Origin of the sequence: Paenisporosarcina sp. TG-14, from assembly GCF_000297555.1 — a bacterium.
Lineage (GTDB): Bacteria > Bacillota > Bacilli > Bacillales_A > Planococcaceae > Paenisporosarcina > Paenisporosarcina antarctica.
On the sequence record NZ_AMGD01000045.1, the window covers coordinates 22,892 to 44,134 of the forward strand.

A 21,243-nucleotide genomic window follows, 5' to 3' on the forward strand; every position below is an offset into this window, starting at 1 on the left:
TATGCTCAAAATGGTAGCGTTAAAAGAAAAACGGGGTGATGGAATGCGTTTTTCGAAAAAATTCTCAAAGTTTTCTTATACACTTGCAATTTTACATGGTTTTTTAATTGGTGCCGTTTCAATTGGATTATTTGCAATTATGATTCAGTGGCAAGATCTTGCTGTTGAGGCCCCCGCACCAACCGCAACTGACACAGAGAAACCTGAAAAAATGGAGTCTGTAGATGCTCCAGCAAATACCGCAGCAGACAATCAATTCTATGCGAAGCAATATGGGGTATTTACGGGTGCTGAAGGTGCTTCTGCTCTACTACAATCAACTCCAGCTATGAAAACAGCTGCACTCATTATGGCGGAAGGTCAATATTATGTATGGTCAGAGGCGAGTGTTGTGGAAAGTGACGTGAAAATTGTGGGAAGCACTGATTCTTTTAGTAAACCATTTAAAATTAATGCGTCTGCATGTAAAGAACAGGCACTGCAAAAACTGCCCATTTATCTTACACATCCAGACCCATCAAAATTTAATTTTGAGAGTACGAAAAATACAGGGGCGATTCCAAAGGATTGGGAGACCAATATTACCGCTATATCAACACTTTCGAAAGAAGTCAATGTCATCCGTGTACAGCTTTTATCGCATTATTTGTCTCAAAATAACTGCCTCAAAATTGAATTTTAGCAGGTGCATAATGGTCATAATGAAATTATTGCCCTTTAGACACATTTTTCAACTTTGACATCTTTCTGTATGATGTCAAAAAGGAGATGATTTCATTGAGATTAAAGACGACAAAACCATTAATATTAGCATCTGCCTCACCTAGAAGAAAAGAATTACTTTCACTACTACAAGTGCCATTTGAAGTGAAGACCATAGAGGTGGATGAGCAAGCGGTCTTTGGCAGTTCACCTTCTGAGTTAGTAAGTAACATCGCCATAGAAAAAGGGTTTCGTGTGGCCGACCGCAATCAACATGCTATTGTCATCAGTGCCGATACGATGGTATTTATAGATGGTAAGCCACTAGGGAAACCAGAGAATGCCACGGAAGCGAAAAAACATTTGCGTAAATTATCAGGTCGCACGCATACGGTCATAACAGCTGTAGCGTTGTTTTTCGATGATATATGTGGTGTGTTCTGTGAGAAAACGAAAGTGACATTTTACGCGCTTTCAGAGGAATGGATTCATGATTATGTGGCAAGTGGGGATTGTTATGATAAAGCAGGCGGCTACGGCATCCAAACGGCAGGCTCATTAATGGTTGAACATATTAGTGGCGATTACAACAATGTCGTTGGTTTACCAGTTGCAGAACTGTATCGTGAAATGAAACGTTTGCAGCTAATTGAGTTCGCGACAACGGGAGCACGCAATGATAACTGAAGTAAAACCAACACTCATGATACGAGAAATTCCTCCTGCAGACCGGCCGCGCGAACGTTTAATGAACCAAGGTGCTGCCGCCCTGTCAAATCAGGAGTTGATTGCCATTTTGCTGCGGACGGGTACAAAACAAGAATCCGTCCTACATTTAGCGAATCGCGTATTAACGTTTTTTGAACAACTTCATGAGTTGAAAAACGCGACGATCGAAGAAATTATGTCGGTAAAAGGGATTGGGGAGGCGAAGGCTATTCAATTGCTTGCTGCAGTTGAACTAGGACGACGCTTAGCTCAGCAACAAACGGATGTTAAATTCACCGTGCGTTCACCAAAAGATGCAGCTGCATATTTAATGGCAGATATGACATCTTTAAAACAAGAAAATTTCGTTGTGTTATTCATGAATGTCAAAAATCAAATTTTACACAAACATACCATTTTTATTGGCAGTTTAAATGCCAGCATTGTGCACCCTCGCGAAGTGTTTAGAGAAGCTGTCAAGCGTTCTGCCGCCTCGATAATTTGTGCTCATAATCATCCTTCGGGAAACCCAGCACCTTCCCCTGAAGACATCGAAGTAACAAAGAGATTACAAGAGGCAGGACAAATAATGGGAATCGAATTACTCGATCACGTGATTATCGGAGATCACCAGTTTATTAGTTTGAAAGAAAAGGGTTACATGTGACACAGTGACACTGTGATTTTCTCCTTATATCCGTTATAATCAAAGTTATGGTTTAAACTAAGCTAAGATTAACTGGCGTAGGATAGAAAGGAAGAAAATAACGTGTTTGGATTTGGAGCAAAAGATGTCGGGATTGACCTTGGCACAGCGAATACATTGGTATTCATTAAAGGAAAAGGGATCGTATTACGCGAACCTTCAGTAGTAGCTAAAAATACGCATACTGGTGACATCGTTGCTGTAGGAAACGATGCTAAAAATATGATTGGTCGAACACCTGGTTCAATCGTAGCTATTCGCCCAATGAAAGACGGGGTAATAGCAGATTTCGATATTACAACGGCGATGATTGAATATTATTTAAAAGAAGCAATGAAAGCGGCTGGCTCAAGATGGAAAAAACCAAACGTTATGATTTGTGTACCTTATGGCATTACTTCTGTTGAGCGACGCGCGGTTATTGATGCAGCCCGTCAAGCAGGCGCAAGAGACGCTGTCACAATTGAAGAACCATTTGCAGCAGCAATCGGTTCGAACTTACCGGTTTGGGAACCTACTGGAAGCATGGTCGTCGATATTGGTGGCGGTACAACTGAAGTAGCCGTGATCTCACTTGGAGGCATTGTGACAAGCGAATCTGTGCGTGTAGCAGGTGACGCGATGGATCATGCTATTACAAGTTATATTCGTAAAATGTACAACCTAACAATTGGGGAACGAACTTCTGAAGCAATCAAAATGGAAATCGGTTCTGCGAAAGTTATTGATAATATTGAAAAAATGGAAATCCGTGGTCGCGACTTAGTGACAGGTCTTCCTAAAACACTTGAAATCTCTTCTGAAGAAATCTCAGAAGCACTTCGCGAGTCTGTTGCAGCGATTATCGATGGCGTCAAAAAAACGTTAGAACAAACGCCTCCAGAATTATCTGCAGATGTTATGGAACGCGGAATCGTCTTAACTGGTGGTGGCGCATTACTAAAAAACTTAGACAAAGTAATTAGTGACGAAACAAACATGCCGGTCTTCATTGCAGAAAACCCACTTGATTGCGTAGCAATTGGTACGGGAATGGCTCTTGATCATATGAACATGATTCGCCAAAATTCTAAACACTAAGGAGTCCGTTTTTAATGCCACAATTTTTTTCGAATAAGCGATTAATTTTGCTGCTTGTCGGGGTTATTTTTCTTGTGGCATTGATCAGCTTCTCTCTCAAAGATCGTGACAATGCGTCTCTTCCTGAACAAATCGTTAAAGATGTCGTTGGTTTTGGACAATCACTTTTCTCCAAACCAACACAGTACATAACAGGTGTTTTTGATAATGTCGATTCTTTGTTAAATACGTACGAAGAAAATGAACGATTAAAAGGTCGTTTAGAAGAATTCGCGAAATTGCAAGCGGACGTCAATGATTTGGCATCCGAGAATACGAGATTACGAGAAATCGTGGACAAGCAAGACGATCTTCGAGATTACGAACCGATTCAGGCAACTGTAATCGCGAGAAATCCTGATCAGTGGGAAAAAAAAGTAATACTCGATAAAGGCGAAGTCCATGGGGTTAAAAAAAACATGGCAATCATTACGGCACAGGGCTTAATCGGAAAAGTGATTCTCACGACACCGTTTACATCATCTGTTGAACTTTTATCGACACAAAATCCAATCTATCGTGTATCTGCGAAGGTTATGGGTAAAAAACAAGCATTCGGCTTAATTGAAGGATACGATGATGAGCGAAAAGAACTCATTTTAAAACGAATCGATTCTAATATTGAAATAGAAGTAGGGCAGCAAGTCATGTCTTCAGGACTTGGTGGGATTTTCCCGCAAGGTCTTTTGATTGGTGAAATTACTGAAGTCTCGACTGACGATTATGGCTTAACAAAAATGGCGTATATCAAACCAGCAGCTGATTTTCAATTACTTGACCATGTGATAATTGCCAAACGGTTAATGACCACGGCTGATGGTGCTGACGGGGATAATACTTCGACAGATGATGTCGCTGAAGATGAGGATGCATCCTGATGCGCTTTATTGTTCCTGCCATTGCAGTCGTATTATTCTATCTTGAACCCGTTTTCGGTCTGTTTTCTCCCCTCGATATTGGTGGGGAGTATCGTTATTTAATCCCTCGATTCCTCATCATGTATTTAATATTCATATCCATCTACTATAGTCGTAATCGCGCTATGGCGTATGCATTATTCTTTGGGCTCTTGTATGATGTGTTTTTCCTTGATATTATTGGACTATATTCTTTTCTATATCCATTAATTTGTTTAATAGCTAGTTTTATAATGAGATACATTCGCCAGCATTTAATTGTGACGACTTTAATGTCACTTGTGTTAGTTGGTGGTCTTGAATTCGCGTTATACCAATTCTTTTCATTAATTGGATTGACTGATATTTCTCTACAAGAATTTGTACGCGAACGCTTAGTTCCAACAATGATAGCAAACTCAATTTTCTTAGTGGTGCTCGGCTGGGCATTTAAATACGTAATCAATGCACGTTTGTTGCAAAGATTAAATCAGCCAAATTGATTTATCGCGTGAGGTGACGCATTTGACGAATAAGCATCTAGTCTCTATAAAAGGAACAAAAGACGGTCTAGTGCTTCGGCTGGATGATCAATGCGCGTATGCCGATCTGGTGGAAGAAATAAAGCGTAAAGTTTCTGAAGAAGGCATCGAAGGACAAGCAGAGGTATTATTACAACTCGGCAATCGGTACTGTTCAGAAGATCAAAAAAGAGAACTGATTGCCTGTGTTCACACGTCTCCGCATTTACGTGTCTCAAGAGTGCAAAGCGATGTGATATCTGTTGAAGAAAGCAATCAACGCGTTTTGGAACGTCAATCGGAAACGTTTGTCGGCATTGTGCGTTCTGGACAAGTTGTCCGTGCAGAAGGCGACTTAGTGGTCGTTGGAGATGTGAACCCAAATGGTAAGCTTATTGCAGGTGGTAATATTTTTGTTCTTGGGCGTTTAAAGGGCATCGCTCACGCCGGAGCAAAAGGCAATAAAGAAGCGGTCATCGCCGCATCATGGCTAGAAGCTACACATCTTATGATTGCTGAAGCAATAGAATTGATGACAGATGAACTGACCATATTATCGGAACAACCGGAAATGGAATGCGCGTATTTGCATGCGAATGGCTTCATTGCTATCGATCGCTTACAAGAACTGCGTTTATTAAGACCGCAATTATCTACATTCAGAGGAGGAAGCTAATGTGGGAGAAGCAATCGTAATTACTTCAGGTAAGGGAGGCGTTGGCAAAACAACGACAACGGCTAACCTTGGGACTGCATTGGCACTTCAAGGAAAAAGAGTTTGTTTAATCGATACCGATATCGGCTTACGTAACCTAGACGTTGTGCTTGGTTTAGAAAACCGCATCATTTATGATTTGGTTGACGTAATCGAAGGTCGTTGTAAAGTGCATCAAGCTTTAGTTAAAGATAAGCGTTTTGATGATAAATTATTCCTACTTCCAGCAGCTCAAACGACAGATAAAAACGCTATTAATCCTGAACAAATGAAAGAACTCGTATCAGAATTAAAACGTGATTATGATTATGTCCTCATTGACTGTCCTGCAGGTATTGAACAAGGTTACAAAAATGCAGTGGCAGGAGCAGATCGTGCAATCGTCGTCACGACACCTGAAATTTCAGCAGTGCGTGATGCGGATCGTATCATTGGTTTGCTTGAGCAAGAAGATATTGCACCTCCAAAATTAATCATTAACCGTATTCGTCAACATTTAATGAAAGCTGGCGATGCGTTAGATGTCAATGAGATTACGACGCACTTATCAATTGATTTACTTGGCATCGTAATGGATGATGAAAGTGTTATTACATCTTCAAATAAAGGCGAACCGATTGTTATGGACCCAACTAAACGAGCAGCTCAAGGCTACCGCAACATTGCCCGTCGTATTTTAGGCGAATCTGTTCCATTAATGTCGATGGACATAAAACGCAAAAACGTATTTTCTAGATTACTAGAAGTTCTTACTAAATAAATTAGCTGAATCCCTCACTTTTTAAACTAGTGAGGGATTTTTTTAGGGGGATATTAGACTGAATAATTTGAAAACATATGAATTAAGTGTTTTACGGATTAGTATATTAAATTCACGCACAGAATGTAACTTGATAGCTAAGCAGAGTTATCGAAATGTGAAAGCGGGATTTTCGGGTGAAGAGAAAGTAATGAAGTATCTGGAAGAAGCCCGACTAACATCTAAAGTTGAAATTTATCGAGATGTCGTGTTAGATCATGTGCAAATTGATGTCATTGTTGTGACGCCAAAGTTAATATGCATTTTGGAAGTGAAAAATATGAAAGGTGAATTTTATTTTGATCCCATTACGAAACAATTTTATCGGATAATTGATGGCAATAAAGAAGGCATGAGAAATCCAGAACTTCAATTGCAACGTGCAGTGAAACTTTTACAGGCAAGACTTCATCGCAAAGAATTGGAAATGCCTGTTAAAGGCCTGATCGTGTTTGCGAGTCGAGCTGGGATTGTTATTGAACCACCAACACTTTTTCCAGCAATTCCAATCGATGCCGTGTGCGATTCACTTGAACGGATGGAAGAGATGAGTAAAAAATTGATGACAACTGAAGAAATGAAAAAAGTAAAACACAGTTTGAAACGAAACTCTATTGCTGTCCATGATGATGAGTTATTGGAGAGACTCGGAATTGAGCGCGCCATGATTCTCACAGGTGTTAGATGCATGTCATGTTTTTGCGTCGGAATGCAGCGCGTTTATTCGACATGGCTGTGTGGTCGTTGTGGTTGTCGAGATAAGAATGCACATATGGCAACTTTGCAAGAATATCAACTGCTTTTTGGGCGACAAATTACAAGTAAAGATGTGATGTGGTGGTTGGGGATTGAGGACAAACATTTGGTAAAACGCGTCCTCAAACAAATGTCTGAAGATAGTATTGGGACCAATCGTAGTAGACACTATAAATTGAAATTTGAACCATGGTTACTGTCACATTTTTTAGCAAGAGAAATGAAGAAATTTTAGGAGACAATTGGTTAGTTGCCCCAGTTGGACAGAAAGTTACCCCAGTGAGCATCAGAGTTGCCTCAGTTGGAGAGGAAGTGCCTCAGTCAGACAAGAAGTTGCTCCATTGACAACAAAAGTTGCAACAATAATAGTGAAAGTTGCTTTACAACCACAAAAAAACAAATGGTTATTTTCGCTTTGCCTCTGTTTTTGAGCAGTGTCGCTCTATTATGAGTGGGAGAGTCATAACAATAAGAATAGGTGTTGCCACATTTATATCAAAAGTTGCACTAGTCGCCCAATATCCATTGAATAATTCATCTTTTCAGCCTGTAATCTCTCGTTACCAAACCGCATATACTACCCGAAAAGGGGGCTGCGGCATGAAATCTGCACAAAAATGGATCATGGCATGCATTTTCACCGTTGGCATCATCGCAATTATTCAAATACAAGAACAAGATGGTCAAACTTCAAAACTTCGCACAGTGTTCACTCAAGGGAGAGACCTTCAAATAGCTCGCGAATTCGTACTCGCTCAATTTCCGTCAACTTGGCAATCTGAGCTAATTCCTGTCGTAGCAATGCAGGAACAAGACCCTATGACTCCCACTATGGCGACGTACGAATCGATGCAACCGTATGAAAATGGAGTGATTGTTTCTTACAATACACAGATAAAAGTATTTGCTCGGGAAGATGGCATCATTCTGTTTACTGGACACACGCGTCACACGGGAAAAACGATGACGGTTCTTTATAATAGCGGGGATATCGTAACGTATGGATTTGTAGAAAACTTTTCGAATTTACCGTATACAGCAGTGTCAGCAAAAGATTTAATTGCAGAAGTGAAACCGGGATCGATGTATGTGAAAGTAGAACGAGGAGGTAAAAGCCTCGATTCGTCTGCAGTCACAGAATGGATGAAGGATGTACTTTACTAATATTCGACTACATCCAATCATGCTGCCTATTATTATTTACCTCATTGCTACTGCGCAACTCGCACATTATAGTATTATTTTTGGTTCGTTACTCATTCACGAACTAGGACATATTACAGCGGCTAAATGGACGGGTCTCAAAATGACGAGTTGCACAATTCTTCCGTATGGAGGAGAAATTAAGATAAAGAATCTCTATCTTGCTCCTCCTCATCAACAATGGCTAATTGCCATTGCTGGTCCACTAGCTACATCTATCCTCTATTTAGGTGCGCAATTTTTTGATTTTCCTGGACAAGCTTTTTTTAATCAAGTCCAGTTGACCATACTTGCGTTAAACTTACTTCCCATATTGCCCTTAGACGGGGGACAAGCCTTAAGATCTATAATTCCAAAACGCCACCATCATACACATTTAGCGATTTCAATTTGTGCATCGACATTGCTGATTTTAGTCACATATAACCAACCTCATCTAACTTTCATTTTTGCATTTATCGCATTTCAAAATATTCGTTCGTGGCAGTATCGAAAATACGAAGAAGCTTATTATAAAATTGTTACGAAGCAGTTGACGCTCCCATAGAGTTATGGTAAAATATTAATGTTATTGTTTGTAGCACCCGTGCTACTACAACCGCTCTGAAGAGGTTAAAGTATCTGCAAAGATCACCTCATTTTTAAGGCGAGTCTTAGTCTAATAGGAGGTGCAGTAAAATGTACGCAATTATCGAAACTGGTGGTAAACAAGTCAAAGTAGAAAAAGGTCAAGAAATTTACATCGAATTATTAGATGTGAATGCTGAGGACGTTTTTACATTTGATAAAGTATTATTCGTAGGTGGAGACAACGTGAAAGTTGGCGTTCCTTTCGTGGAAGGTGCAACAGTTAAAGCAACAGTCGTGAAAAACGGCCGCGCTAAAAAAATCACAGTTTTCAAATATAAAGCTAAAAAGAACTACCGTCGTAAACAAGGTCATCGTCAGCCTTACACAAAACTTGTGATTGATTCGATCAATCTGTAAGATGTGTAAAATATGATACAAGTAACGATTGAAAAAGATCAATCTGATCACATTTGTTCTTTTGAAATGAAAGGCCATGCAGATTTTGCTGAACATGGAAAAGATTTAGTATGTGCAGCTGCAACTGCTGTTTCTTTTGGAGCAGTAAATGCAATCGTTGAACTTACAAAAGTCATTCCAGACGTTAAGCAAGGGCAAGACGGAGGATTTCTCAAAGTCTCGTTTTCTCAGAACCTAGTTCCAAAAACAAATGAACAGGTACAATTAATTGTACAAGCGATGATTGTTTCTTTACAAACGATTGAACAAGATTATGGACAACATATAAAAATAACCCTTCAAAAAAAGTAGGAGGTGGAACAGATGATGTTAAGATTAGATCTTCAGTTTTTCGCATCGAAAAAAGGAGTAGGTTCGACCCGTAACGGTCGTGACTCACAATCAAAACGCCTTGGCGCTAAACGCGCTGATGGTCAATTCGTATCGGGTGGCTCAATTTTATACCGTCAACGCGGTACTAAAATTCACCCGGGTGAAAACGTAGGCCGTGGTGGAGATGACACACTTTTTTCAAAAGTTGACGGAATTGTACGCTTTGAGCGTTATGGCCGTGACAAGAAAAAAGTTAGTGTATATCCTGTAGCTCAAGAAGCTTAATTCAAACAGCCAAAGGACTGCATAACTGCAGTCCTTTTTCTTTTTTTAAAAAACTAATATGTGCAAAGTGTGTCTAGATCAATTACGGTTCGTTTAGCTATTAAGACTTGGAACCCAAACTGTATAACTAGAGTTGAGCTTTGTACTTTTAATATTTGCAATAAAATCGCATCATTTCTTTGTATACAAAGGAAATGACATTAGCATAATGGAGAGTGTGCACATGACCGACAAACCGTTTTCAGTAAATGAGGCATTGCGATTTGCACGACATGATTTTTTAAATCAGTTGCAGCTTATCAAGATGAATATTGATCTTGCGCGACTGGAAGAGGCGAAAGCGGCCATTGATCATTACACCTCAGAAGTTAAAGCGATTTATGAATTAACTAAGTTAAACATGCCGTTCACTTCAGAGTGGTTACAAACCGCAAATTGGCGTTTTTTAGGATTTCAATTCAATATAACTAGTCATATTGAAATCCCCTGTAACGAATCTTTAGATGAACAAATTTATAATGTGCTTGACCAAGCAACGAATTTGTTGCATAACCAGTTAGATCCATTTGTGGAACAACAATTGCATATTCATATTATAAGTATCCCGTCTGAATTTAGAATCACCTTTGAAGCAACTGGACAATGGGAATCAATAGCACAAGAAATTTCATGCGAACCACAAGTTACACTGACCCATGAATGTAAAACGACCAAGAAATGGCGTTTTCATATAGAAGAAAGCAAGGAGGGATAGTCTATGTTTGTCGATCACGTAAAGATAGCCATAAAAGGCGGAGATGGCGGCGATGGTATGGTCGCGTTTCGTCGAGAAAAGTATGTACCAAATGGTGGACCTGCAGGCGGAGATGGTGGACGCGGAGGTAGCGTAATTTTTGAAGTTGAAGAAGGATTACGTACATTAATGGATTTCCGTTACAAACGATTCTTTAAAGCAAATCGTGGAGATCACGGGCAAAGTAAAAATATGCACGGACGTGGTGCAGAAGATTTAATTATTAAAGTTCCACCTGGTACAGTTGTAATGACTGGAGAGAGTGGACCGGTTTTAGCTGATTTAGTAGAACATGGTCAACAGGCTGTAATTGCTAAAGGTGGACGTGGAGGACGTGGAAACTCACGCTTTACAACGCCACAAAACCCAGCACCAGAGATTGCTGAAAAAGGCGAACCTGGCCAAGAAATCGAAATCTTTTTAGAGTTAAAAGTATTAGCTGACGTTGGTTTAGTTGGATTCCCAAGTGTTGGTAAATCAACCATATTATCTGTTGTATCTGCAGCGAAACCTAAAATTGCTGCTTATCACTTCACTACAATTGTTCCTAATTTAGGAATGGTTGAAACGACAGATGGCCGTGGTTTTGCTATGGCAGATTTGCCAGGTCTTATTGAAGGGGCTAGCCAAGGTATAGGTCTTGGTCATCAGTTCTTACGTCATATTGAACGTACACGAGTTATTGTACATGTAATCGATATGTCTGGAATTGAAGGACGCGATGCTTATGATGATTATGTAACAATTAACGAAGAACTTCGTCAATATAACTTGCGTCTAACTGAGCGTCCACAATTAGTGGTTGCAAATAAGATGGATATGCCTGATTCTGAAGAAAACTTAGCAGAATTCCGTAAGAAATTACCGGAAGACGTGAAGATTTTCCCGATTTCTGCACTTTCACGTAAAGGCTTAAACGAACTTTTATTCGCGATTGCCGATTTACTAGAAGTGACGGAAGACTTCGTTATTAACGAAATGACTGCAGAAGAATCAGACAAAACGGTTCTTTACAAACATCAATCAGCGGGTGAGGGTTTCAAAGTTACGCGTGATGACGATGGGGCATTTGTATTGAGCGGTTCATCAATCGAGCGCTTATTCAAAATGACTGATTTCTCTCGTGAAGACACAATTCGTCGTTTTGCACGTCAACTTCGCGGAATGGGTGTTGATGAAGCACTTCGTGAAAATGGCGCTGAAAATGGAGATATTGTTAGACTTCTTGAGTTCGAGTTTGAATTCATCGAATAGAAAGGGAGGATGGATATGAAAGACGTATCTGAACAACGATATTTTTTAGTACGTGAAGATGTGTTGACGGAAGCGATGCAAAAAACGCTTGATGCCAAGCATTTGTTGCAAAGTGGAGAAGTCGCGTCAATTTGGGACGCTGTGAAAAAAGTGGACTTATCACGTAGCGCTTTTTATAAATATCGAGATGCCGTCTTTCCCTTCCATTCCATTGTTCGTGAACGAATTTTGACTGTGTTTCTACAACTAGAGGATCGCAATGGAACACTGGCCACATTGCTACATACAGTAGCACAGGTGCAGTGTAACGTTTTGACCATCCATCAAACAATTCCTATTCAAGGTCGTGCTAATGTGACACTTTCACTAGATGTAACTGCTATGAATGTGCAATTAGATGATTTTCTTCAACAATTAAAACGTTTAGATTTTGTGGAGTCAGCGGAAGTTATTAGTTCTGGCGCATCTTAAGGAGTGACTAACATGGGAAAACAAACCTTCGAATCACGTGTTGCTTATTTAGGACCAGAGGCATCCTTTACACATTTAGCGGCAGGTGAAGCATTCGCAGGTGAGTGGTTAATGCCTTATACGACGATTCCAGAATGCATTGAAGCAGTGTCCAATGGTGAAGTTGAATTTGCTGTTGTTCCGCTTGAAAATGCATTGGAAGGATCTGTGCCCTTAACCCTTGACTATTTGTTTCACGATGTAGAATTACATGTTTGTGCAGAAATTTTATCGCCGATTGAGCAACATTTTATGGTTCATCCTGAGCAAGTAGTAAACAAGGAAAATATCGAAATGGTATTATCGCATCCTCACGCACTCGCACAGTGTCATAAATATTTGTATTACCGCTTTCGTGGAGTACCTCTTGAGCAGACCACTTCGACTGCAGCTGCAGCGAAATATGTGTCTGAACATCCAGAACTTACGATAGCTGCTATCGGCAATGATTTTTCCGCCAAAAAATATGGGCTAACAATTGTTGAGGCGAATATTCACGATTTTCATTTCAATCATACTCGATTTTTTGTCCTTCAAAAGGCGAATCTCAAGCTTGATAAAAAAGGTCATGACGAAACGCCAAAAACTACACTTATGATTACGTTGCCAGTAGACGATCGATCCGGTGCACTGCACCAAGTGTTGTCCGTATTTGCATGGCGCCAGTTGAATTTAAGTAAAATAGAATCACGGCCGTTAAAAACAGGACTTGGCCACTATTTCTTTATCATGGATGTACAAGAAGATGAACAAACACCGATGATGCTAGGAGCGATAGAAGAATTACGTGCTTTAGGGTGCGCAGTGAAATCTCTCGGGACATATTTTACATACAAAAAGGAATGAATGCATACTTTGCATCCATTCCTTTTTTGTTTTGTTAATAATGTAGTGATTTTCTGTCCGACTGAGGCAACTTTGACGCTAACTGGGGCAACTTTCTGTCCGAATGGGGCAACTAACCAATCATCTCCTAAATTTAAAAAACATCCCAATCACTATGAAAGTCAATTTACTCAAAAAAGAGACACATCTGCACGAAAACAGAGCGGAGCGAAAAGAACCAACAGGCTTTTGTTTTTTTTGTGTTGTTGTTGCAACTTTTACTTTAAATGGGGCAACTTTCCGTCCGATTGACTCAACTTTGGCACTCACTGGGGCAACTTTATGTCCGACTGAGTCAACTTTCCGTCCAACTGGGGCAACTAACCAATTACCTCCTAAATTTAAAAAACACCCCAATCACTATGAAAGTCAATAAGCTAAAAAAGACCTATTTCTGCACGAAAACAGAGCGCAGCGAAAAAAACCACCAGGCTTTTGTGTTTTTTTTGTGATGTTGTGGAAACTTTTACTGTAAATGTGGCAAATTTTTTTCCGACTGAGGCAACTTTGGCTCTAACTAGGGCAACTTTTTGTCCGATTGAGTCAACTTTGACGCTAATTGAGTCAACATTCCCTCCGATTGAGTCAACTTTTGCTCTAACTGGGACAACTTTCTATCCGAATGGGGCAACTAACCAATCATCTCCTAAAACTCAAAAAAGACCCGAATCACTTTGAAAGCGATTTGGGTCTTTTTTTGCGTCTTCAGTTTTCATCTGCTAAAAATCCTTTTCTGCGCATTCCTGCAATTGCAGTTTCTATGTAATCACTTGAAGTGGCTGTAATTAAATGTAAATGAATACCGTCTGTCAATTCGGATAAATAGCTAGCTCCCGTTTCTTCTACCCGTGCTATGAATAAATCAACTTCATGTCTATTGGCCACCATTATGGATGCCGTTAATTCGCCGTATACAGGGTGTTCAACGGTGACGTTTTTCACCACCACACCTGAATCGACTAAGGTATACAATTCCTCTCTCGCATCGTCTGGTGCGTGCACACAAGCAATTTGACGTTCAAACACGTGAGTTGTAGTCGATTTCTTAATATACACATAACCTTGACTTGTAGCTAATATTGGCTCATTACGAGCTTTTAATAATGTCATGTCTCCCACGATTACTTGTCGGCTAACCCCGGACTTTTTCGCTAAATCGGTTCCTTTTATTGGATCGGTTGCCGTCTTTAACATGGCAAGTAATTGTTGGCGTCGTTCTTCACCTAATAATTTCTTCAACACAATCCCGCCCTTTACATGCATAAGTCCTGCACTTGTTCTCATAGTTTATCATGTACACCAATTAAGTGACAAAATCAAATCGTTATTCATAGGATACATAGATGATGAGAGGGGGAAGTATTTTGCACGTACATGTTGTGCAAAAAGGAGATACACTATGGAAAATTTCAAGACAGTATGGTGTATCTTTTGATGAAGTGAAACGTTTAAACGCGCATTTGGCAAATCCCGATTATATTGTGCCGGGGATGAAAATCTTTGTTCCTGAGAAGTCGACAAAAAAGCAAGAGATAAAAGAACACCCTTACGCTAACAATCGTCCTGTTAAAAATAACAAGGAGGAATACGTTCCTAAGGCATTACCAAAATCATTACCAAAATCAATGCCACAACCAATGCCACAAAAGCCATATCCACCGATGCAACCTATCCATATACACATGCCAGAACCAAAACAGCCACAACCTATACCTCAGCCGACCATTCAAATGCCACCACAAGTTTTTCAGCAACCTATTAATCAACATTTGACAATGACACAAATGGTACCTCCATATATGGGAGTTCCGTACGGCTGGGTTCCTGTGCCAGATATGGATGTTCATCACCCACAAGTGCTTCCATCAACTCAAGTTCCAGCAAAACCGACTCCACAACCGGAACATATACCTGCACCAAAACTTCCACAAGGTTGGCAATTAGATGACTCGAGTTCATTAGGAGATGTAGAATCATCGCTCCAAGTACCGCAGTTGTCACCACAATATCAACAACCGCCCTCACCATGTGGGCCACCACCACCAGAGTACTATCAACAACAACAACAACTGCAACCAGAGTACTACCAAAACCAACAAGCGCCATCACCATGCGGTCCACCACCACCAGCGTATTATCAACACCAGCAACCGCCTTGCGGATGTGGACAGCCAAGTTATGCGCAACCAGCTAGTGGATATATGCCACACCAAGGGCAATCACCTGATGTCATGCAAGAAAGTGATGAAATGATGCATCACCCGAATATGATGCCACAACAAATGATGCATGACCCGAATATGATGCCACAGCAAATGATGCATGACCAGAATATGATGCCACAGCAAATGATGCATGACCCGAATATGATGCCACAACAAATGATGCGTGATCAGAATATGATGCCGCAAAAAATGATGCCACACCATATGATGCCGTATATGAGATGCACTCCTTGTCATACGTTGCCCGCTCCACAAGGGCAATGGGGATATCCTACACCAGTTCGTTACTATTAAAAAGTGGAACGAGGGCATTACGTCCAATTAAAGCCAAATGTGTGGAAATGGCAAATTGGATCTGATACGTATTCAATAAAAAAGTACGACATTCAAGAGGACGCAGATAAAATTCGGTTTATACATGAACAATTAACAATAGTGGGTGCGGATCTTATGGTGCCGATTGAGCCATATCCTGATCCACTCATTATTCAACAACCGTGGATTGATAGTGGACGAAAAGTGCAATTTAGTAGCAAGGAAGATCGTTTCAAATCACTTTCTTTACTTCATCAACTTCATAACTCGGGAAGAACTATTAAATGGCAAAAATCGAGCCATTTCCAAGAAATTGATTTAATAAGGAAATGGAAATATCGATTAGAAAAATGGCAACAGCTTGAAGAATTTCTTCATCAAAAACTGGGTTCTACAAAAACAAAAGAAATTACACAGTTAGCAAAAAATTCAATAGATCAACTCGTACCAATTTCGCGTAAGCGATTAACACTCTTGCACGGTGATGTCGTCCATCATAATTTCGTTCGCGATAAAAATAACAAGCTGTATTTAATTGATTTTGATTTAGCCTGTTTAGGTCCAGCTGAAGTGGAACTGATTTTATGGTCGCACAGAGTGTTACCGCATTACGATTATAATTTAAAAGCACTTATTCAAGATCATCCATCTCTTCGCAGAATCGATTGGAATTATTTGTTATTTCCAAATGAACTGATGCGTGAGTGGTTGTATGCGACGACTCTATCAGATCTTCAACTTCGGATGTTTTTACCGAAATTAAAGATTTTCACCGATAAAGCGTTACAACGTATGCCTCAATTATGGGATGAAGTGAATCCTTAAAGATGAAATTCGAACAGCCGTTATTAGTTAATTGAAATATTTTAGCATAATAAATGGCTATGTAATTTGATAAGTTCGAAAAAAAGATGAAAGTTGATTGACCGTTCTAGCCAGCTGCTGTGAAGTCTTGCTTACGATAACTAATTAAATAAAACAACACCCGTGATTATATTATCACGGGTGTTGTTTTATTTGATCATGCATGAATGGGTACTTTCTACGAACATTCGTTTTGTGCTATAATCAGTACGTTGAATGTGAGGAGAGACTTTAAATGTACGATTACATAAAAGGATTAGTAACACGTGTAACTCCTGAATATATGACTGTTGAACAACAAGGCATTGGATGGCAAATATTTACGCCAAACCCATACGCTTTTCGTGTGTCGGCAGAGCCACAACAAATCTTTACACATTTAAATGTGCGCGAAGATGCACATCTACTTTTTGGCTTCGTTTCACTCGAGCAACGAGAGCTTTTCAGGAAACTGATTCAAGTCTCTGGAATTGGCCCAAAGGGTGCTTTAGCCATACTTGCAAGTGGACAACCGTCTCAAGTGGTTCAAGCTATCGAACGAGAAGACGAGACCTTTTTAGTGAAATTCCCGGGTGTTGGGAAAAAAACAGCACGTCAAATGATTCTTGATTTAAAAGGAAAACTTGGAGACTTATCAATTGATTCCGACATGGTAAATGGCGAAGACGAACTTCAGTTGTTCCCAGAAACGTCAGGTAGGCTTGAATTAGAAGAAGCATTTTTAGCCCTTGCTGCTCTTGGCTACTCAGAACGTGAATTGACGAAAGTACGCCCAAAATTAGATGTTCTACCAGAAGCTCTTGATACAGAGGGCTATATGAAAAAAGCATTACAGTTGCTATTAAAACAGGGCTGATGAAGGGAGGTCATGTGCATGGAAGAACGTATAATTTCGACCGAAATTTCGGAGTTTGATGAACGTTTTGAACAATCACTGCGTCCACAGTATTTATCTCAATACATTGGACAAGAAAAAGTGAAAAATAATTTAGATATTTTTGTGAAAGCAGCTAAAATGCGTAAAGAAAGCTTGGATCATGTACTCCTGTATGGACCTCCTGGACTTGGGAAAACTACGTTAGCAGCAGTGATTGCAAACGAGATGGAAGTTAATATTCGTATGACGAGTGGCCCAGCCATTGAACGTCCTGGCGATTTAGCTGCGATTGTCAGTTCACTTGAACCAGGTGACGTCTTGTTTATAGATGAAATCCACCGTTTAAACCGTTCTATTGAAGAAGTATTATATCCAGCAATGGAAGATTTTTGTCTTGATATTGTCGTTGGGAAAGGTCCGTCTGCTCGATCGGTACGTCTAGATTTACCACCGTTCACATTAATCGGTGCCACCACGAGAGCGGGGGCATTATCGGCACCTCTGCGTGACCGCTTCGGGGTATTACTAAGACTGGACTACTACGACAATCAAGCCCTAACCGAAATAGTGTCTCGCAGTGCTACATTATTTGAGGCGGAAATTGACCATCCTTCAGCGGGGGAAATTGCCAGCCGTTCTCGTGGGACACCACGTATTGCGAACCGTTTATTAAAAAGAGTTCGAGATTTTGCACAAGTTCGAGGAAACGGTATAATATCAATTGATACTGCTCAAGAAGCTCTTGAATTGATGCAAGTGGATGCTCTAGGATTAGATCATATCGATCATAAATTACTTTTAGGTATGATTGAACGTTTTAAAGGAAAACCAGTTGGACTTGATACAATTGCTGCAATTATTGGAGAAGAATCAACGACGATTGAAGAAGTGTATGAGCCGTACTTACTGCAAATTGGGTTCTTACAACGCACACCAAGAGGGCGTGTTGTAACGAAACTCGCATATGACCATTTTAACTACCCTTATTTTGAGGAATAATGATTAAAGGAAGTATATAACCATGCAAGTAAAAGATTTTGATTTTCAACTACCAGAAGAATTAATTGCACAAACGCCGCTTGCCGACCGAACTTCGAGCAAGCTTTTAGTATTGGATAAAGACAGTGGTGAAATTTCACATCACACGTTTAAAGATATCGTTAATGAATTTCAAGCAGGAGATTGCCTGGTGTTAAACGATACACGCGTTCTCCCAGCACGTCTTTTAGGTGTAAAGGAAGAAACTGGCGCAAATATTGAAATTCTTCTATTAAAACAAACGGAAGAAGATGTATGGGAAACACTTGTAAAACCAGCTAAGCGCGTCAAAATTGGTACGATGGTATCATTTGGTGAAGGTTTACTTCGTGCTCAATGTGTTGGAGAAGCGGATCATGGCGGTCGACTGTTCAAGTTCACCTATGAAGGGATTTTTTATGAAATCCTTGATCAATTAGGAGAGATGCCGTTACCTCCGTACATCCGTGAGAAATTAGATGATCAAGATCGTTATCAAACCGTCTTTGCAAAAGAACGTGGTTCAGCAGCTGCTCCTACAGCAGGCCTTCATTTTACGGACGTATTATTAGATGAAATTCGTTCGAATGGTGTTGAAGTCGTTTTTCTTACACTTCACGTAGGTCTCGGGACATTCAGACCTATGAGCGTGGAATCGATAGACGATCATGAAATGCACTCTGAGTTTTATCGACTATCAAAAGAAACGGCTGAGACGATTAACCGGGTGAAAGAATCAGGTGGTCGTATCATTTCTGTTGGTACTACTTCTACACGCACGCTTGAAACCGTTGCGAACAAATTTAATGGTCAATTACAAGAAGATAGCGGATGGACTTCCATTTTTATATTCCCAGGTTATGAATTTCTGTGCATTGATGGCTTGATTACCAATTTCCATTTACCTAAATCTACCCTTGTCATGTTAGTCAGTGCGCTGACATCACGAGATAAAATACTACATGCTTATGAGCAAGCTGTAGAACATCAATACCGATTTTTTAGTTTTGGCGACGCGATGTTTATTCGCCCGTCCGCAAATCAGAAGGGAGTTCGTGCATGACAGCTATTCGATATGAACTAATTAAAACATGTAAACAAACAGGAGCACGTTTAGGCATTGTGCATACACCACATGGTTCTTTTGAGACACCTACCTTTATGCCTGTCGGAACGCAAGCAACGGTTAAAACGATGGCTCCAGAAGATTTAAAAGCAATGGACTCTGGCATTATTTTAAGTAACACCTACCATTTATGGTTACGTCCAGGAAATGATATTATTAAAGAAGCGGGTGGCTTGCATAAATTCATGAATTGGGATCGTGCAATTTTAACGGATTCTGGTGGCTTCCAAGTCTTCAGTTTAAGCGAATTTAGAAAAATTGAAGAAGAAGGCGTTCATTTCCGTAACCATATGAATGGTGACAAAATGTTTTTAAGCCCGGAAAAAGCAATGGAAATTCAAAATGATTTAGGTTCTGACATAATGATGGCGTTTGATGAATGTCCACCATTCCCTGCGACTCGTGAATATATGCAATCAAGTGTGGATCGTACTTCACGCTGGGCAGAACGTTGTTTAAACGCGCATGCTCGTCCAGCTGATCAAGGGTTATTTGGTATCATACAAGGTGGGGAATTTGAAGATCTTCGCCGCCAAAGTGCAGCGGATCTTGTATCACTCGGTTTTCCAGGCTACGCAATTGGTGGACTTTCAGTAGGAGAACCAAAAGACGTAATGAATCGCGTTCTAGAATTCACTACACCTTTCATGCCTGCAGATAAGCCTCGTTATTTAATGGGTGTGGGATCACCAGATTCACTTATAGATGGATCAATACGAGGCGTTGATATGTTTGACTGTGTATTACCTACACGTATCGCGCGTAATGGAACACTCATGACGAGTAATGGTCGATTAGTTATTAAAGGAGCACAAAATGCTCGTGATTTCGGTCCAATCGACGAAAACTGTGACTGTTATGTATGTAAGAACTATTCACGTGCATATATTCGTCACTTAATCAAAGCAGAAGAAACATTCGGAATACGCCTAACTTCATACCATAACTTGTATTTCTTAATGAATTTGATGAAGCAAGTACGTCAAGCGATACGTGAAGATCGCCTTGGAGATTTCCGAGAAGAGTTTTTTGAACAGTACGGATATAACAAACCTAATGCAAAAAATTTCTGATTCTTGTATACTAGCTGAAGACGATGTTCAAAAAGTCCGCAAAATTAAGCTGTGACCTGCACGACAGGTGTATTTTAAACCTGGATTTCACAAACAGCTCTGTTTATGCTCTTTATGAAAACATGTTTTTTAGAAAAAAAGGGGGAAATTTAGAGAATGGAAACATTAATCGGTTTATCGCCAATTATATTGATGTTTGTTGTGATGTGGTTTTTCATTATTCGACCAGCACAAAAACGTCAAAAAACAACGGCATCTATGCAATCAAGTTTAAAACGTGGTGATCGTATTGTAACGTTAGGTGGCCTTCACGCTTTAGTGGACGCTGTAGACGACACAACTGTTTTTGTAACTATAGCAGATGGTACACGCCTTCAATTTGAACGTGCGGCTATCACTCGTGTTGTCGAGTGACTATAAGTACGTGTTCAATTAAAGATAAGATAAACTATTAGCTTTATTTGAACAATAACTATATACATAAAAAACCTGTCTTCCCTTTAGGGAGGACAGGTTTTTTAGTGTGCCCAGCATG

At 40.1% G+C, this 21,243-nt stretch carries 28 protein-coding genes and 1 other annotated feature; of the genes, 27 read left to right on the plus strand and 1 reads right to left on the minus strand.

The features are described 5' to 3' along the window. The first annotated feature begins 10 nt into the window (after positions 1 to 10). The 20 genes from C406_RS0113525 to C406_RS20790 all read left to right on the plus strand — a co-directional run bounded on the left by C406_RS0113525 (position 11) and on the right by C406_RS20790 (position 13,889). Entirely contained in the window at positions 11 to 682 is a 672-nt protein-coding gene (locus tag C406_RS0113525) for a hypothetical protein (RefSeq protein ID WP_237740565.1), read from the plus strand. A gap of 86 nt (positions 683 to 768) precedes the next feature. Then, positions 769 to 1,389: a Maf family protein gene (locus C406_RS19625; RefSeq protein WP_036654723.1), complete on the plus strand. Its 621-nt coding sequence runs from the start codon at positions 769 to 771 to the stop codon at positions 1,387 to 1,389. Next, the gene (radC, locus tag C406_RS0113535) at positions 1,379 to 2,077 is read left to right on the plus strand and encodes a RadC family protein (RefSeq protein ID WP_017381181.1); all 699 of its coding nucleotides are present in this window, start codon (positions 1,379 to 1,381) and stop codon (positions 2,075 to 2,077) included. The genes C406_RS19625 and radC overlap by 11 nt, the downstream gene beginning before the upstream one ends. A 102-nt stretch (positions 2,078 to 2,179) precedes the next feature. After that, positions 2,180 to 3,196, plus strand: coding sequence for a rod shape-determining protein (locus tag C406_RS0113540; RefSeq protein ID WP_017381182.1), 1,017 nt, complete (start codon positions 2,180 to 2,182; stop codon positions 3,194 to 3,196). 14 nt (positions 3,197 to 3,210) lie between these two features. Continuing rightward, positions 3,211 to 4,113: a rod shape-determining protein MreC gene (gene mreC, locus C406_RS0113545; RefSeq protein ID WP_017381183.1), complete on the plus strand. Its 903-nt coding sequence runs from the start codon at positions 3,211 to 3,213 to the stop codon at positions 4,111 to 4,113. Then, positions 4,110 to 4,634 carry a rod shape-determining protein MreD gene (mreD, locus tag C406_RS0113550; RefSeq protein WP_026045706.1) on the plus strand — a complete coding sequence of 175 codons (525 nt, stop codon included), beginning with the start codon at positions 4,110 to 4,112 and terminating at the stop codon, positions 4,632 to 4,634. The genes mreC and mreD overlap by 4 nt, the downstream gene beginning before the upstream one ends. Positions 4,635 to 4,656: 22 nt before the next feature. Further along, positions 4,657 to 5,328, plus strand: a complete 672-nt coding sequence (gene minC, locus C406_RS0113555) for a septum site-determining protein MinC (RefSeq protein WP_017381185.1) — start codon at positions 4,657 to 4,659, stop codon at positions 5,326 to 5,328. Position 5,329: 1 nt separating this feature from the next. Further along, positions 5,330 to 6,127 carry a septum site-determining protein MinD gene (gene minD, locus C406_RS0113560; protein ID WP_017381186.1) on the plus strand — a complete coding sequence of 266 codons (798 nt, stop codon included), beginning with the start codon at positions 5,330 to 5,332 and terminating at the stop codon, positions 6,125 to 6,127. Positions 6,128 to 6,257: 130 nt separating this feature from the next. Then, a complete protein-coding gene (locus tag C406_RS0113565; RefSeq protein ID WP_237740566.1) occupies positions 6,258 to 7,157 on the plus strand; it encodes a nuclease-related domain-containing protein in 900 nt (299 codons plus the stop codon). Between the two features lie 365 nt (positions 7,158 to 7,522). Beyond that, positions 7,523 to 8,086, plus strand: a complete 564-nt coding sequence (locus C406_RS0113570; protein ID WP_017381188.1) for a hypothetical protein — start codon at positions 7,523 to 7,525, stop codon at positions 8,084 to 8,086. Further along, positions 8,073 to 8,672: a site-2 protease family protein gene (locus C406_RS0113575; protein WP_017381189.1), complete on the plus strand. Its 600-nt coding sequence runs from the start codon at positions 8,073 to 8,075 to the stop codon at positions 8,670 to 8,672. The genes C406_RS0113570 and C406_RS0113575 overlap by 14 nt, the downstream gene beginning before the upstream one ends. A gap of 39 nt (positions 8,673 to 8,711) precedes the next feature. Further along, positions 8,712 to 8,789, plus strand: a sequence feature (ribosomal protein L21 leader region). 14 nt (positions 8,790 to 8,803) lie between these two features. Beyond that, complete coding sequence (gene rplU, locus C406_RS0113580) at positions 8,804 to 9,112, plus strand: 50S ribosomal protein L21 (RefSeq protein WP_017381190.1); 309 nt, start codon at positions 8,804 to 8,806, stop codon at positions 9,110 to 9,112. 12 nt (positions 9,113 to 9,124) lie between these two features. After that, positions 9,125 to 9,463 carry a ribosomal-processing cysteine protease Prp gene (locus C406_RS0113585; RefSeq protein WP_017381191.1) on the plus strand — a complete coding sequence of 113 codons (339 nt, stop codon included), beginning with the start codon at positions 9,125 to 9,127 and terminating at the stop codon, positions 9,461 to 9,463. A 15-nt stretch (positions 9,464 to 9,478) separates the two neighbouring features. Further along, entirely contained in the window at positions 9,479 to 9,769 is a 291-nt protein-coding gene (gene rpmA, locus C406_RS0113590; RefSeq protein WP_026045707.1) for a 50S ribosomal protein L27, read from the plus strand. Between the two features lie 223 nt (positions 9,770 to 9,992). Then, entirely contained in the window at positions 9,993 to 10,523 is a 531-nt protein-coding gene (locus C406_RS0113595; protein ID WP_017381193.1) for a Spo0B domain-containing protein, read from the plus strand. 3 nt (positions 10,524 to 10,526) lie between these two features. Then, complete coding sequence (obgE, locus tag C406_RS0113600; RefSeq protein WP_017381194.1) at positions 10,527 to 11,816, plus strand: GTPase ObgE; 1,290 nt, start codon at positions 10,527 to 10,529, stop codon at positions 11,814 to 11,816. A gap of 15 nt (positions 11,817 to 11,831) precedes the next feature. After that, positions 11,832 to 12,287, plus strand: a complete 456-nt coding sequence (locus C406_RS0113605) for an ACT domain-containing protein (protein ID WP_017381195.1) — start codon at positions 11,832 to 11,834, stop codon at positions 12,285 to 12,287. 12 nt (positions 12,288 to 12,299) lie between these two features. Next, the gene (pheA, locus tag C406_RS0113610) at positions 12,300 to 13,172 is read left to right on the plus strand and encodes a prephenate dehydratase (RefSeq protein ID WP_017381196.1); all 873 of its coding nucleotides are present in this window, start codon (positions 12,300 to 12,302) and stop codon (positions 13,170 to 13,172) included. A gap of 154 nt (positions 13,173 to 13,326) precedes the next feature. Next, the gene (locus C406_RS20785) at positions 13,327 to 13,587 is read left to right on the plus strand and encodes a hypothetical protein (protein WP_192812612.1); all 261 of its coding nucleotides are present in this window, start codon (positions 13,327 to 13,329) and stop codon (positions 13,585 to 13,587) included. Positions 13,588 to 13,667: 80 nt separating this feature from the next. Continuing rightward, positions 13,668 to 13,889: a hypothetical protein gene (locus tag C406_RS20790; RefSeq protein WP_237740567.1), complete on the plus strand. Its 222-nt coding sequence runs from the start codon at positions 13,668 to 13,670 to the stop codon at positions 13,887 to 13,889. Positions 13,890 to 13,916: 27 nt separating this feature from the next. Here C406_RS20790 and C406_RS0113620 read toward each other — a convergent pair whose 3' ends face one another. Beyond that, positions 13,917 to 14,495, minus strand: coding sequence for a transcription repressor NadR (locus tag C406_RS0113620; protein WP_017381198.1), 579 nt, complete (start codon positions 14,493 to 14,495; stop codon positions 13,917 to 13,919). Between the two features lie 80 nt (positions 14,496 to 14,575). Here C406_RS0113620 and safA point away from each other — a divergent pair, with 80 nt between their 5' ends. From safA to yajC, 7 genes are all read left to right on the plus strand, one after another. Further along, complete coding sequence (gene safA, locus C406_RS0113625) at positions 14,576 to 15,730, plus strand: LysM peptidoglycan-binding domain-containing protein (protein ID WP_017381199.1); 1,155 nt, start codon at positions 14,576 to 14,578, stop codon at positions 15,728 to 15,730. A gap of 3 nt (positions 15,731 to 15,733) precedes the next feature. Beyond that, the gene (locus C406_RS0113630; protein WP_017381200.1) at positions 15,734 to 16,576 is read left to right on the plus strand and encodes a phosphotransferase; all 843 of its coding nucleotides are present in this window, start codon (positions 15,734 to 15,736) and stop codon (positions 16,574 to 16,576) included. Positions 16,577 to 16,850: 274 nt separating this feature from the next. Next, on the plus strand, positions 16,851 to 17,471 hold the full coding sequence (gene ruvA, locus C406_RS0113635) for a Holliday junction branch migration protein RuvA (RefSeq protein ID WP_017381201.1): 621 nt from the start codon (positions 16,851 to 16,853) through the stop codon (positions 17,469 to 17,471). A gap of 18 nt (positions 17,472 to 17,489) precedes the next feature. After that, on the plus strand, positions 17,490 to 18,491 hold the full coding sequence (gene ruvB, locus C406_RS0113640) for a Holliday junction branch migration DNA helicase RuvB (protein WP_017381202.1): 1,002 nt from the start codon (positions 17,490 to 17,492) through the stop codon (positions 18,489 to 18,491). Positions 18,492 to 18,513: 22 nt separating this feature from the next. After that, the gene (queA, locus tag C406_RS0113645; protein ID WP_017381203.1) at positions 18,514 to 19,572 is read left to right on the plus strand and encodes a tRNA preQ1(34) S-adenosylmethionine ribosyltransferase-isomerase QueA; all 1,059 of its coding nucleotides are present in this window, start codon (positions 18,514 to 18,516) and stop codon (positions 19,570 to 19,572) included. Continuing rightward, positions 19,569 to 20,708 (plus strand): tRNA guanosine(34) transglycosylase Tgt, encoded by a 1,140-nt coding sequence (gene tgt, locus C406_RS0113650; protein WP_017381204.1) that lies wholly within the window; start codon positions 19,569 to 19,571, stop codon positions 20,706 to 20,708. The genes queA and tgt overlap by 4 nt, the downstream gene beginning before the upstream one ends. Before the next feature lie 156 nt (positions 20,709 to 20,864). Then, on the plus strand, positions 20,865 to 21,122 hold the full coding sequence (gene yajC, locus C406_RS0113655) for a preprotein translocase subunit YajC (RefSeq protein ID WP_017381205.1): 258 nt from the start codon (positions 20,865 to 20,867) through the stop codon (positions 21,120 to 21,122). Positions 21,123 to 21,243 lie beyond the last annotated feature (121 nt).